Annotated in this window: 11 protein-coding genes and 1 pseudogene; 8 read left to right on the top strand and 4 right to left on the bottom strand. The window is 70.3% G+C overall.

Annotation, left to right across the window (positions count from 1 at the left end):
* Positions 1–107: 107 nt before the first annotated feature.
* From sfnG to ACQHII_RS03820, 4 genes are read left to right on the top strand one after another with little or no spacing between them, the layout of a single operon-like run.
* Positions 108–1,229 (top strand): dimethylsulfone monooxygenase SfnG, encoded by a 1,122-nt coding sequence (sfnG, locus tag ACQHII_RS03835; protein ID WP_427917850.1) that lies wholly within the window; start codon positions 108–110, stop codon positions 1,227–1,229.
* Between the two features lie 30 nt (positions 1,230–1,259).
* Entirely contained in the window at positions 1,260–1,814 is a 555-nt protein-coding gene (gene ssuE / locus ACQHII_RS03830; RefSeq protein ID WP_200709625.1) for an NADPH-dependent FMN reductase, read from the top strand.
* Between the two features lie 5 nt (positions 1,815–1,819).
* On the top strand, positions 1,820–3,016 hold the full coding sequence (locus ACQHII_RS03825) for an SfnB family sulfur acquisition oxidoreductase (RefSeq protein ID WP_427917849.1): 1,197 nt from the start codon (positions 1,820–1,822) through the stop codon (positions 3,014–3,016).
* Positions 3,017–3,054: 38 nt separating this feature from the next.
* Complete coding sequence (locus tag ACQHII_RS03820) at positions 3,055–4,197, top strand: LLM class flavin-dependent oxidoreductase (RefSeq protein WP_427917848.1); 1,143 nt, start codon at positions 3,055–3,057, stop codon at positions 4,195–4,197.
* 82 nt (positions 4,198–4,279) lie between these two features.
* Here the strand turns inward: ACQHII_RS03820 and ACQHII_RS03815 are convergent, their stop codons facing one another.
* The 4 genes from ACQHII_RS03815 to ACQHII_RS03800 all read right to left on the bottom strand — a co-directional run bounded on the left by ACQHII_RS03815 (position 4,280) and on the right by ACQHII_RS03800 (position 9,703).
* Positions 4,280–5,500, bottom strand: a complete 1,221-nt coding sequence (locus ACQHII_RS03815; RefSeq protein ID WP_427925221.1) for a GNAT family N-acetyltransferase — start codon at positions 5,498–5,500, stop codon at positions 4,280–4,282.
* A 79-nt stretch (positions 5,501–5,579) separates the two neighbouring features.
* Positions 5,580–6,617, bottom strand: a complete 1,038-nt coding sequence (locus ACQHII_RS03810; RefSeq protein WP_427917847.1) for an acyl-CoA dehydrogenase family protein — start codon at positions 6,615–6,617, stop codon at positions 5,580–5,582.
* 92 nt (positions 6,618–6,709) lie between these two features.
* Positions 6,710–8,407, bottom strand: coding sequence for a purine-cytosine permease family protein (locus ACQHII_RS03805; protein ID WP_359612310.1), 1,698 nt, complete (start codon positions 8,405–8,407; stop codon positions 6,710–6,712).
* Between the two features lie 213 nt (positions 8,408–8,620).
* Positions 8,621–9,703, bottom strand: coding sequence for a substrate-binding domain-containing protein (locus ACQHII_RS03800; RefSeq protein WP_427917846.1), 1,083 nt, complete (start codon positions 9,701–9,703; stop codon positions 8,621–8,623).
* Positions 9,704–9,814: 111 nt separating this feature from the next.
* Here ACQHII_RS03800 and ACQHII_RS03795 point away from each other — a divergent pair, with 111 nt between their 5' ends.
* From ACQHII_RS03795 to ACQHII_RS03780, 4 genes and pseudogenes are all read left to right on the top strand, one after another.
* On the top strand, positions 9,815–10,291 hold the full coding sequence (locus tag ACQHII_RS03795; protein ID WP_427917845.1) for a MarR family winged helix-turn-helix transcriptional regulator: 477 nt from the start codon (positions 9,815–9,817) through the stop codon (positions 10,289–10,291).
* Between the two features lie 92 nt (positions 10,292–10,383).
* Positions 10,384–10,740, top strand: coding sequence for a YciI family protein (locus tag ACQHII_RS03790; protein WP_406450105.1), 357 nt, complete (start codon positions 10,384–10,386; stop codon positions 10,738–10,740).
* A complete protein-coding gene (locus tag ACQHII_RS03785) occupies positions 10,740–11,936 on the top strand; it encodes an RNA polymerase sigma factor (RefSeq protein WP_427917844.1) in 1,197 nt (398 codons plus the stop codon). Before ACQHII_RS03790 ends, ACQHII_RS03785 begins: the two co-directional genes overlap by 1 nt.
* Positions 11,937–12,045: 109 nt before the next feature.
* Positions 12,046–13,371: pseudogene (locus ACQHII_RS03780) on the top strand (aldehyde dehydrogenase family protein); the annotation flags it as partial.
* Position 13,372 lies beyond the last annotated feature (1 nt).

Below are 13,372 nucleotides of genomic sequence, written 5' to 3'. Positions count from 1 at the left end.
CCTTCCCGATCCGCCGCTCTCTTTTCCGCCGCCGCCCGACATTCGCCGGATATCGCTCCGGCCGGATTCGGCGTACCCGGAATCACATTCCGCAACAGGAGTTCGCCATGCCCGCAGAACCCGTGAAATTCGCCTACTGGGTCCCCAATGTCAGCGGGGGACTCGTCACCAGCAAGATCGAGCAACGCACCGACTGGGGCTACGAGTACAACCGCGAACTCGCCGTCCTCGCCGAGAACAACGGCTTCGAGTACGCGCTCAGCCAGGTCCGCTACATGGCCAGCTACGGCGCCGAGTTCCAGCACGAGTCGACCAGCTTCAGCCTCGCCCTCCTCCTCGCCACCCAGCGCCTGAAGGTCATCGCCGCCGTCCACCCCGGCCTGTGGCACCCGGGCGTCCTCGCCAAACTCGGCGCCACCGCCGACCACTTGTCGAACGGCCGCTTCGCTGTCAACGTCGTCTCCGGCTGGTTCAAGGGCGAGTTCACCGCGCTCGGCGAACCCTGGCTGGAGCACGACGAGCGCTACCGCCGCTCCGAGGAGTTCATCCAGGCCCTGCGCCAGATCTGGACCGAGGACCACACCGAACTCGCCGGGGACTTCTACCGGTTGCGCGACTTCTCCCTCAAGCCCAAGCCCCTCAACACCCCCGAACGACCGCACCCGGAGATCTTCCAGGGCGGCAACTCCAGCGCCGCCCGCGCGATGGCCGGCCGCGTCTCCGACTGGTACTTCTCCAACGGCAAGGACTTCGACGGCGTCACCGAGCAGATCGCCGACGTACGCCACTCGGCGGCCCAAGTCGGCCGCACCGCACCGAAGTTCGGCCTCAACGGTTTCCTCATCGCCCGCGACACCGAGGCCGAGGCCCGCGACACGCTCCGCGAGATCGTCGCCAAGGCCGACCGCGAGGCGGTGGAAGGCTTCGGGGCCGCGGTGAAACAGGCCGGACAGTCCTCGGCCGACGGCAGGGGCATGTGGCAGGACTCCACGTTCGAGGACCTGGTGCAGTACAACGACGGCTTCCGTACGGGGCTCATCGGCACGCCGGAGCAGATCGCCGAACGGATCGTCGCCTACCGGAAGCTGGGCGTCGACCTTCTCCTGCTGGGCTTCCTGCACTACCACGAGGAGGTCGAGTACTTCGGCAAGCGGGTACTGCCCCTGGTCCGCGAACTGGAGGCCCAACTCCCCGACGCCGAGGCCGAGTCCGTCTCCGCGCACGCCTGACCGCCCCGCAGCAGACCAGAAAGAGGACCCATGGCCACCGTCCTGTCCGTCTCCGGCAGCCCCTCCGTCTCCTCCCGCACCAACCGGCTCCTGCGCCACCTCGACAAGCGGCTGATCGCCCAGGGGCACGAGGTGATCCCGCTCGACGTGCGCACCATCCCCGCCGAGGCCCTGCTCGGCGCGGACTTCCGCCACCCGGCGATCGTCGAGGCGACCGAACTGTTCGCCCGCGCCGACGGAGTGGTCGTCGGCACCCCCGTCTACAAGGCCTCCTACTCCGGAGTCCTCAAGGCGCTGCTCGACCTGCTCCCGCAGTACGCCCTCACCGGCAAGACCGTGCTGCCGCTCGCCACCGGTGGGTCCACCGCACATGTGCTGGCCATCGACTACGCGCTCCGCCCGGTGCTGAACTCCATGGGTGCCGCCCATATAGTCCAGGGCTGGTTCACCCTCGACAAGGACATCACCGCCCACGAGGACGGCTCGCTCACCGTCGCCCCGGCCACCACCGAGGCCCTCACCCAGGTGGTGGACCAATTCTCGGCGGCCCTCGGCCGCACCCCGCTCCTGGCCGCGGCGAGCTGACCACGATGACCGCCCGCGCGAACGCCCATGTGATCGTCGACGACGCCGAGGCCCTCGCCCTCGCCGCCGCGCTCGCCGACGAGTTCCGTGCCGGAGCCTCCGCCCGCGACAGCGAACGCAGGCTCCCGCGCGCCGAGTTGGACCGGCTCTCCGACTCCGGGCTGCTCGCCGTCACCGTGCCCGCGGAGTACGGCGGCGCCGACTTGAGCTACGGGACCCTCGCCGAGATCTTCCGCCTGCTCGGCTCCGCCGACGGCAGCCTCGCCCAGATCCCGCAGAGCCACTTCGCCTACGTCAATGTGATCCGCCGTCAGGGCACCCCGGACCAGCGGAAGTTCTTCTTCACCGAACTCCTTGCGGGCCGCCGCTTCGGCAACGCCCAGTCGGAGGCCGGCACCAAACACGTCCAGGACATCCGCACCCGGCTGGTACGCCGGCCCGACGGCTCGTACGAGCTGACCGGCGTCAAGCACTACTCCACCGGCGCCCTCTTCGCCGACTGGATCCCCGTCCTCGCCCGTACCGAGGACGACAACCTGCACGTCGCCTACGTCCCGGGTGACGCCGAGGGTGTCACGGTCGTCGACGACTGGGACGGAATGGGACAGCGCACGACGGCCAGCGGCACGGTCCGCCTGGAGGCGGTCTCCGTCCCGGCGGACTGGGTCCTGCCCCACCACCTCACCTTCGAGGGCCCCCAACTCCACGGCGCCGTCGCCCAGTTGCTGCACGCGGCCATCGACACCGGAATCGCCGGCGGCGCACTGGCGGAAGCGGCCGAGTTCGTCCGGACGAAGAGCCGCCCGTGGTTCGAGAGCGGGCTGGAGACGGCCGCCGAGGACCCCCTGCTGATCCAGCGGTTCGGCGAACTCGCCATCCAGGCAAAGGCGTCCGAGGCCCTGCTGATCCAGGCGGCCCGGGCCGTGGACGCGGCCCGCGCCAACCTCACCGACGACTCGGCGGCGGAGGCCTCCATCGCGGTGGCGGCGGCCAAGGTGCACGCGGCGCAGACGGCGGTGGAGGTGGCGGGCGCCCTGTTCGAGGTGTCGGGCACCCGTTCGGCCCTCAACTCACTGAATCTGCACCGCCATTGGCGCGATGCCCGCACCCACACGCTGCACGACCCGGCGCGCTGGAAGATCCAGCACATCGGCAGGTACGTGCTCAACGGCACCCGGCCACCCCGCCACGGCCTCCTCTAGCCCCCACCCTCAGGACAGTCCGGATCGGAGAACCCCACGTGTCCCTCACCTTCCACTGGTTCCTCCCCACCAACGGGGACAGCCGCCATGTCGTCGGCGGCGGTCACGGCACACCCGCCACCGCCTCCGGACGGGACCGGCCGCCGACGGTCGCCTATCTGAGCCAGATCGCCCGCGCGGCCGAGGACCTGGGATTCGTGGGCGCCCTCACGCCCACCGGCGCCTGGTGCGAGGACGCGTGGCTGACCACCGCCATGGTCAGCCAGCACACCGAACGCCTGAAGTTCCTGGTTGCCTTCCGGCCCGGCTTCGTCTCACCGACACTCGCCGCGCAGATGGCGTCCACGTTCCAACGGCAGACCGGCGGACGGCTGTTGCTCAACGTCGTCACCGGCGGCGAGAGCCACGAGCAGCGGGCCTACGGCGATTTCCTGGACAAGGACGACCGTTACCGCCGTACCGGCGAATTCCTGGAGATCGTAAGGGAGTTGTGGGACGGCAAGGCCGTCGACCTGGCCGGCGAGCACCTGCGGGTCGAGGACGCGAAGCTGGCGCGGCTCCCGGAGCCGGTGCCCGAGGTGTACTTCGGGGGATCGTCGCCGATCGCGGGGGAGATCGCGGCCAAGTACGTGGACGTGTACCTCACTTGGGGCGAGCCGCCCGCCCAGGTCGCCGAGAAGATCGCGTGGATCAGGGGGCTGGCGGCGAAGGAGGGCCGGACGCTGCGGTTCGGCATCCGGTTGCACGTGATCACGCGTGACACCTCGGCGGAGGCCTGGGCCGAGGCGAACCGCCTGCTCGACGGGTTCGACTCCGAGACCGTGAAGTCCGTACAGGCAGGGCTGGCCCGGAGCGAGTCCGAGGGGCAGCAGCGGATGCTCGCCCTGCACGGGGGCAGCCGGGACGGGCTGGAGATCCACCCCAATCTGTGGGCCGGGATCGGGCTGGTCCGGGGTGGGGCCGGAACGGCGTTGGTCGGCAGCCACGAGGAGGTCGCCGAGCGGATCAAGGAGTACGCGGCCCTGGGGATCGAGGAGTTCGTGCTGTCCGGGTATCCGCATCTGGAGGAGGCGTACTGGTTCGGGGAAGGGGTGCTGCCGAGGCTGGCGGCGGAGGGCGTCTGGCGGCACCCGGCCGGCGGGCAGCGGCCTGCTGAGGCACAGGTGCCGTTCGCGGGGTGAGCCGGGTGCGTCGAAGCGGGAGCCAGGTGGCCGCCGAGCCGCACGACGGCCCGGCTTCGCGCCCCCTTGCTGTCGGCCGAGGTCAGAACCAGTGCAGGCAGTGCGGGGAGCGATCGGCCCGGAAGAGCGCGTCGGCGAGGGCGGGCGCGTCCGGGCGGTGGGCCCGGATGTGTCCGGCCCGCACGAGCGTGCTCGGGGCGGTGCCGCCGAGGTAGACCGAGCCCAGGTCGCTGATGTCCATGGACAGATCGGGCTCGCGGCCCGTGAGGACGCATTCGGCCTTGCCGTCCCGGACGGTCAGCAGATAGCGGCAGTGCTCGTCGAGGAACGGGTCGTCGACGGCCAGGACGAGTTCCCCGTCCGTCGACCAGCCGCGCTCGGTCAGCGCACGCGGGACGTCCAGCAGCCGCACCCAGAGCCAGTCGGTGTCGCCGCTCACCTCTCCGGCGCGGAAGTCCGCGAGCTGCCAGCGCAGCGGATGACCCGGCGGGAAGTGCTTGAACACGATCTGACCGACCAGGTCGTGGCCGAGCACGAACCGGGCCAGGGCCGTGAAGACGGCGTCGTCGGCGGCGATGGTCTCGTCCACGGTCAGGGTTCGGGAGTCGCCGAGCGCATAGCTGGCGTAGCCGTCCGGGACCCCGTCGGCGTCCCGGTGGACGGCGACGTAGCGCGGCTTCGGAGAGATCGGGGGCTGCCCCGCGCCCACGGCCCACCAGCGGTGCGGCCGGGACAGTGCGCCGGGCTGTGCGCGGCGGTAGCGGTCGTAGACCTCTTCCAGGATCTCGCCGCACTTGGCGCGGGGCAGCAACTCGACCGAGCCCGGTGCCGAGCCGTCGGCCGTGTCGCCCGCCCGGGGAAGAGTGAGGGCGGCCCGGTGGCGCGGCACCGTCAGCCGCTGGGTGTAGGTGGCCGGTCCGTAGCCGAACCTGCGGTAGATCAGGGCCTCGGAGGCCAGCAGTACGGAGAGGGACTCGCCGCGGGCCCTCAGCTCGGTGAGCTGGTGGCGCATCATCGCGCTGAGCACACCTTGGCGCCGGTGCGAGGGCAGGACGCCGACGGCGGTCACCCCGCCGACCGGGACGACGTTCTCGCCGGGCAGGGTGAGCTCGAAGGAGTGTGTGCCGGCCGTGCCGACGGGCCGTCCGTCCGCCGTCGTGGCGAGCAGACAGCGGTCCATTTCGAGCGCCGACCACCAGAGACCGCCGCCTTCGGTCGGGGTCTCCCGGAAGTTCCCGAACGCGGCATGGAGCGTGTCGACGAAAGCGTCGAGGTCCTCGTCGGTCGTGGGACGGATCTCCACCACTGTCGCTGCCTCCCGGAGGTACCGGCACCACGTCCCGTGATGCCCCGCCACAGTGCAGCGCCGCTCCGTGACCGGGTCAAGCGAATTTCGCGTCGGCCAGCGTTTTCAAGTGGGCCGCTCTCGACTCCGCCGTCTGGCCCTGGACCAGGAGGAACAGGGCCTCGCGCGCGAGGCGTTGGGCCCTGCTCGTCAAGGAGAGGGATCTGCCGCCTCCGGCCACCACGGCCGCCGTCGTGGCCGTCATCAGCACCTCGTACGCCTGTGTCCTGAGGGCCAGCCGCTCGGCCAAGTACTCGTGCGCTACGGGGTGTTCGGCCAGGGAGTAGGCCTGCTCGCGTACCTCGTCGAGGCGGGTGCGGAGCGGGCCGGCGGTGTCGTCGTCGAGCAGGGCGAGCGCCGCCGCCGCGACTCCGAACACCGCCGGTGACGCGTTCGTCGGCTTCGGGCGGTCCGTCTTCGCCCACTCCGCGTACGGCGCGCGCAGGGCCACCGCCTCCTCGGGGAGCCACAGGCCGTCCAGCTCCAGCGACACGGTCCGGGACGCGGTAAGTGCCGCCAGCCGCATCGGAGTCGAGGGGCGCAGGCCGGGCTGTTCCCGCGCCTCGGTGAACGCGAACAGTGCCTCGTCCGCGTCGGTCACCCCCGCGAGCAGCATCACGTCGTTCAGACCCCAGCCCGTGTACCAGGGCACCGTCCCGTCGAACCGCCAGCCGCCACGCTCCCGCGACACCCGCACCGCGATACGCAGATACGCCCGCAGATGCGCGTACGCCACCCCGGACATCAGCTCGCCTCGGGAGAGCGGGCCCAGCAGTCGCTCCCGCACCGGCAGTTCGCTCTTCGCCAAGGTCATGACGGGTGTGTGGTGCTGCGTCTGCACGAACCACGTGGAGCAGCACGCCCCGGCCAGGATCTCCGCCGTCTCCCTCGCCACGGCTCCGGGTGCCGCCGAGCCGCCGTAGGCCACGGGGGCGCTCACGCCGAGCAGGCCGGACTGTTTGATCGCCTCGATATGGGTCGCCGGGACGCCCTCCTGGTCGACCTGTTCGGCGTGCGGGGCGAGGAGGTCGGCCGCCAGTCGTCGGGCGCGGGTGACGAGAACGTGGGAGGTCATGCGGGTGATTCTCCCGATCGTCCGGGTCGGCGACGCGCGCCGCTCCGGCCCGTGTCGCAGGACGCGGGCCGGAGCGGCGGGGACGCGGTGGGTCAGTCCGCCGAGCGCACGGCGGGCATCGCGAGGTCGACCGGGCCGGTGGCGCCGGGGCCGCTCTTGCAGGAGTCGTGGCAGTCCTTCTCCAGGGAGCAGCACAGGGAGCAGATCGCGCCCGAGTGGAAGGGGCAGTTGGCCACGTCGGGGCGCTCGAAGTCGGTCTTGCACACCGTGCAGGTCAGTTCCACGGCCGAGGGCAGCCCGTCGGGGCCGAGCAGCGGCTCCTCCAGGTCGTCGAGGCGGGCGATGTAGTACTTGCCCTTGGTGAGGTAGGCGAACAGGGGCGAGAGGACCATCGCCAGGAACAGGGCGATGAAGGGGGAGTACGCCTTGCCGTAGTCGCCGAAGGCCTCGAAGTACGCGGCGATGGAGACGGCCGAGGCGATGAGCATCGAGCCGAAGCCGACCGGGTTGAAGTTGTAGAGGTGGGCGCGCTTGAACTCGATGTAGGACGGGCTGAGTTTGAGCGGCTTGTTGATGACCAGGTCGGCGACGACCGCGCCGATCCAGGCGATTGCCACGTTGGAGTAGAAGCCGAGGACCGTGTTGAGGAAGCCGAAGACGCCGCCCTCCATCAGGGCCAGGGCGATGCCGACGTTGAGGAAGATGTAGACCACGCGGCCCGGGTGACGGTGTGTCAGACGGGAGAAGAAGTTCGACCAGGACAGCGAACCGGAGTACGCGTTCGTCGAGTTGATCTTGATCTGGGACAGGATCACGAAGAACGTGGCCAGGCCCAGGGCGACCGGGGCGGCGAAGGTCTTGAAGCCGTGCACGTACTGCTGGATGGGCTCGTTGGCCTTGGCCAGGCCCACGCTGCCGGCGATGTAGAAGGCGAGGAACGCGCCGCCCATCTGCTTGGCCGCGCCGAGGATCACCCAGCCGGGACCGGCGGAGAGCACCGCGCCCCACCACTTCTTGGCGTTCTGCGGGGTCTTGTCGGGCATGAAGCGCAGATAGTCGACCTGCTCACCGATCTGCGCGATCAGCGACAGCGCCACACCGGCACCCGCGCCGACCCCGAGCATGCTGATGCTGGACCCGGTGGGGGAGTTGCCCGCGAAGTGGGTGAACTGCGAGAACTTGCCCGGTTCCTGAATGGCGATGGACACGAACGGCGCGACCATCAGCACCAGCCACACCGGCTGCGTCCACACCTGCATCTTGGAGAGCGCGGTCATGCCGTAGATCACCAGCGGCAGGATGATCAGCGAGCAGATCAAGTAGCCGACGGCCAGGGGGATGTGGAGGCCCAGGTCGAGCGCCTGGGCCATGATCGAGCCTTCGAGGGCGAAGAAGATGAAGGTGAAGCTGGCGTAGATGACCGACGTGAGGGTCGAGCCGAGGTAGCCGAAGCCGGCGCCCCGGGTCAACAGGTCCATGTCGATCGAGTACTTGGCCGAGTAGTACGAGATCGGGATGCCGGTGAGGAAGATCGTCACCGCCGCCGCCAGGATCGCCACCATGGCGCTGGAGAAGCCGTTCGAGATCGCGATCGAGCCGCCGATGGCGAAGTCGGCGAGGTACGCGATGCCGCCGAGCGCGGTGGTGGCCACCACGTACGGCGTCCAGCGCCGGAAGGACTTCGGCGCGTAGCGCAGCGAGTAGTCCTCCAGCGTGTCGTTCTGCGCCCAGTCGTTGTAGGTCCGTCCGGCGGCCGTTGCCGGCGCCTCTTTGTCGACGATCTCCGTCACGACACTTCCCTCTTCCGCGGGTGTGGGTCATCTCCCGGACGGCCCGGGGGAGTTGGACGGAAGAGTCACGCCGAATTGTTTCCCGGCCGTTTCGGACGCTTTAAATGAGAGACCTTTCAAAATTCTTTTGGCGACGCGCGTAGATTTAATTGATACTTCCTGTGGAAACTATTTCTGCGGGAAGGTAGCCTCGGTCCTGGCAGGTGGGGGAGGTCAGAGTTGGGCGACGATGTCGAAGTCGAAGGCGTCCGCCCGCGCCAGATACAGCCGTTGGCGGAGGTGATTGCCGTGCAGGCGCAGTACGCCTCTCGGGCCCTCGTACGAAACCGTGCCGCCGAGCGCGCACATGGCACCCACGTCGAGCGACCGCGCCCGCTCGGCGAGTGCGGCCAGCAGCCGTACGCCTTCGAAGCACGACTCGCCGAGGCTGCCCACGACGGGTGCCTCCACGCCGAAGCGGGCCGCGTAACGCCCGCTGAAATCAAGGCTTTCGGCGGTGGCGAGGGTCTCGAAGTAACCGGCCGCCGCCCACAGTCCCTCGGTGGCCTCCGCGCCGGTGGCCAGCAGGATGTTCTCGTCCATGTGCGTGCTCAGCCGCAGACAGCGCTGGTGCAACCCGTGGGCGGCGAACGCCCTGTTGAAGCGCGCCGCGTCGTCGCCGACCAGCAGCATCAGTACGGCGTCCGCCTCGCACCGCTCGACCCGGCGCAGGACCGCACCGAACTCGTAGGTGCCCAGCGGGACGAAGACCTCGTCGCGCACCCGGCCGCCGCACTCCCGGGCGTAGCGGCGCGCGGCGCGTGCGGTGACTCGCGGCCACACGTAGTCGTTGCCCACCGTGCACCAGCGCCGCGCACCCGTCTCCTCCGCCAACAGGCGCATGGCGGGCAGGAGTTGGGCCGCGTCGGTCTCGCCGGTCAGGAACACCCCGGGTGTGCGCTCGCCGCCCTCGTACTGCGCGGTGTAGACGTACGGCACCCGGCCCGCGATGCGCGGCACCAGCGCCTTGCGGACCGCCGAGGTGTGCCAGCCGATCACCGCGTCGACCGCGCGCATCGACACCAACACCTCGACCTCGGCGGCCACCTGCTCCGCCGGGGCGCCGCCGTCCACCACGATCAGCCGGACCTCGCGGCCCAACACCCCGCCCGTGGCGTTGAGTTCCTCCACGGCGAGCTGCGCGGCCAGTTCGCAGGACGGGCCGAAGACGCCCGCCGGGCCTCGCAGTGGCACGACCAGCGCCACGACCAGAGTCCTGACCGGGCCGCTGATCCGCCCGGGCGGCAGGGAACGCACCAGACCACCTCCGTGAGGGCATGAGGGCACGGAGACCGGGCCCGGCCCCGGCGCCCTCGCAGAGGCTCGTAATCTGAACCGCACAGTAGACCTACCGGAAGGACAGCGGCAATGTCGTCCGTACCGTCGCCGGGCCTCGCCCACCTGCTGAGTCACGCCGAGCGGCGACTGGGCCTGCGCATGGCCGCCGTACTGGCCGAGGAGGACTGCTCGGTCGAGCAGTGGCGCGTCCTGTCGATCATCGCCGACGGCAGGGGACATCCGATGACCGAGATCGCCGACCAGGCCCTGATGCCCGCGCCGAGCCTGACCAAGCTGGTGGACAGGATGGTCGCCGGCAACCTCGTCTACCGCCGCCCCGACAGTGCCGACCGGCGCCGCGTCCTGCTCCACCTCACCGCCCGGGGCCGCACCCTCCACGAGCGTGCCGCGCACCGCCTCCTCACCGACCAGACGCGCCTCCTCGACGCGATCGAGGACCAGGGCGACCTCGTACGACTGCTGGCCAGGCTCACCGCGGCTCTGGACCACGAGCCCGCGGAAGCGACCAGGGACGAACCCGTGGAGAAAATCCTGCCGGTTTCCTGAGGCGCGCTGTCGATCCGGGAACACGGCGTTCGTGTAGGAGGTGAGAGATCCCCCGAGGGACTCCGAGAACCCCCTGCGCCATGGAGGACGCCATGCAGCACTACCTGCTCAGTGTGATCACACCGACCGACGGACAGATGCCCTCGCCCGAGGAGATGGCGGAGATCCGCCGCAAGCTGGATGTCTTCCACGACGAACTCCAGGCCGCCGGTGCCTGGGTCTTCGCCGGCGGACTGCACGGCCCGGAGACGGCCACCGTGCTGCGCCCCAAGGACGGCGACGTGCTGATCACCGACGGCCCGTACGCCGAGGGCAAGGAGTATCTGGGCGGGCTCTGCCTGATCAAGGCGGCCGACCTGGACGCTGCCCTGGAGTGGGGCAGGCGGGCGACCTGGGCCACCACCCTGCCCGTGGAGGTGCGCCCCTTCATGAACACGTCCGAGGACTGATGGCGTTCGACGCCGACATCGAGGCGGTCTTCCGTACCGAGTACGGGCGTGCGGTCTCGGTCCTGGTCCGCTTCCTCGGCGACATCGACCTCGCCGAGGAAGCGGTCCAGGACGCCTTCACCACGGCCGTACAGAAATGGCCGGAGACCGGTGTGCCGCCGAGTCCGGCCGGGTGGATCATCACGACCGCCCGCAACCGCGCGATCGACCGGCTGCGCCGGGAGTCCTCCCGGGAGGCCCGGCACAGCGAGGCCGCCCTGCTGTACGCGTCCGACGCGCCCGCCGAGGAGGGTCCCGTGCGCGACGACCGGCTCCGTCTGATCTTCACCTGCTGCCATCCCGCGCTCGCCACTCAGACGCAGGTCGCGCTCACCCTGCGGCTGCTCGGCGGGCTCACCACAGCCCGGATCGCCCGCGCCTTCCTGGTGCCGGAACCGACGATGGCCCAGCGTCTGGTCCGTGCCAAGGCCAAGATCCGCGACGCGAAGATCCCTTACCGGGTACCCCGCGACGCCGACCTCCCCGACCGGCTCAAGGGCGTGCTGGCCGTCGTCTACCTGATCTTCAACGAGGGCTACACCGACTCGCCCGAACTGTGCGCCGAAGCCCTGCGCCTCGGCTGCCTCCTGTCCGAGCTGATGCCGGACGAGCCCGAGGTCACCGGCCTGCTCGCGCTGATGCTGCTCATCGAGTCGCGCCGGTCCGCCCGGTCGGGGGTGAACGGCGAGCTGGTGCCGCTGCCCGAGCAGGACCGCGACCGGTGGGACCGCGAGCTGATCGCGGACGGCCAGTCACTCGTCCGGCGGTGCCTGCGGCTGAACAACCCCGGGCCCTACCAGATCCAGGCCGCGATCAACGCCGTGCACAGCGACGCGTCGACGGCGGACGCGACCGACTGGGGACAGATCCTCCAGCTCTACGACCAGCTGATGGCGCTCGCGCCGAGCCCGGTCGTCGCCCTCAACCGGGCCGTCGCCGTCGCCGAGGTGGACGGCGCGCGCAAGGCCCTCGACCTCGTGGACGCGCTGGACCTCGACGGCTACCACGTGCTGCACGCGGTGCGCGCCGATCTGCTGCGCCGCCTGGGCCGGCACACGGAGGCGGTGGTGGCGTACGAAGCGGCCCTCGCCCGCACGGAGAGTGCGGCGGAGCGCGGTTACCTGGAACGCCGTTGCCGGGAGCTCGTACGGATGTGACAGCCGTCACGTGGGAGGTGACCATGTTCCCACCGGAATTTTTCCCGGTGTATGAATGGTTGCTATATACACCTGTCCGTAGAGAGCTCCCACGCACCACCAGCGAGGCACCGTGAACCAGCCCAGTCCCGAGCAGCCCGCCGACATCGTGGCCCGGCTGCGCGCCACCTTCCGCACCGGCCGCACCAAGCCCGTCGAGTGGCGCACCGCGCAGCTCCACCGCCTGCGCGACCTGCTCACGGAGCACGGCGACGACCTCGCCGCCGCCCTGCACGCCGACCTCGGCAAGAGCGCCGCCGAGTCCCAGCGCACCGAGATCGGCTTCACGATCCGCGAGATCGACCACACCCTGGACCACCTCGAAGAGTGGCTGCGCCCCGAGTCGGCCCCCGTACCGGCCCACCTCGGCACGGACGCGACCGCCTGGACGCAGTACGACCCGCTCGGCGTCGTCCTCGTGATCGCCCCCTGGAACTACCCGGTCCAGCTCCTGCTGACCCCGGTCGTCGGCGCGCTGGCCTCGGGCAACGCGGTGGTCGTGAAGCCCAGCGAGCTGGCCCCGGCCACCTCCGCCGCCATCGCCCGCCTGCTGCCCGCCTACCTCGACACCGACGCGGTCGCAGTCGTCGAGGGCGGTATCCCGGAGACCACGGCCCTGCTCGCCGAGCACTTCGACCACATCTTCTACACCGGCAACGGCGCCGTCGGCCGCATCGTCCTGCGTGCCGCCGCCGAGCACTTGACCCCCGTCGCCCTCGAACTCGGCGGCAAATCACCGGCGTTCGTCGACCGCGACGCCGATCTCGCCGTCGTCGCCGACCGGTTGGCGCGTGGCAAGTTCCTCAACGCCGGCCAGACCTGCGTCGCCCCCGACTACGTCCTGACCGACCCGGAGACCGCCGCCGCGCTGGAACCCCTGCTGGTGACCGCAGTCGAGAAGGTCTACGGCGCCGACCCGCAGACCTCCGGCGAGTACGGCCGTATCGTCAACGAGCGTCACTTCGACCGGCTCGCCGGACTGCTCGACTCCGGCCGGGTCGTCGTCGGCGGGCGCAGCGACCGCGACGACAAGTACATCGCGCCGACGGTTCTCGCCGATGTCGATCCCAAGGCGCCCGTCATGGCGGAGGAGATCTTCGGCCCGATCCTGCCGATCGTCACCGTCCCCGGGATCGACGCGGCCATCGACTTCATCAACGACCGCGACAAGCCCCTCGCCCTGTACGTGTTCACCGACTCCGACGACACCCGCACCCGGATCGCCGCCGAGACCTCCTCCGGCGCCGTCGGCTACGGCCTCCCGCTCGCCCATCTCACCGTCTCCGACCTGCCGTTCGGCGGCGTGGGCGAGAGCGGCATGGGCAACTACCACGGCCGCTACTCCATCGAGACGTTCAGCCACCGCAAGGCCCTGCTGGAGAAGCCGCTGGCCTGAC

Source organism: Streptomyces sp. cg40 (assembly GCF_050320165.1).
Lineage (GTDB): Bacteria > Actinomycetota > Actinomycetes > Streptomycetales > Streptomycetaceae > Streptomyces > Streptomyces hokutonensis.
The sequence above is the reverse complement of the archived record's forward strand: the minus strand, read 5'-3'. Positions and strand labels throughout refer to the sequence as shown.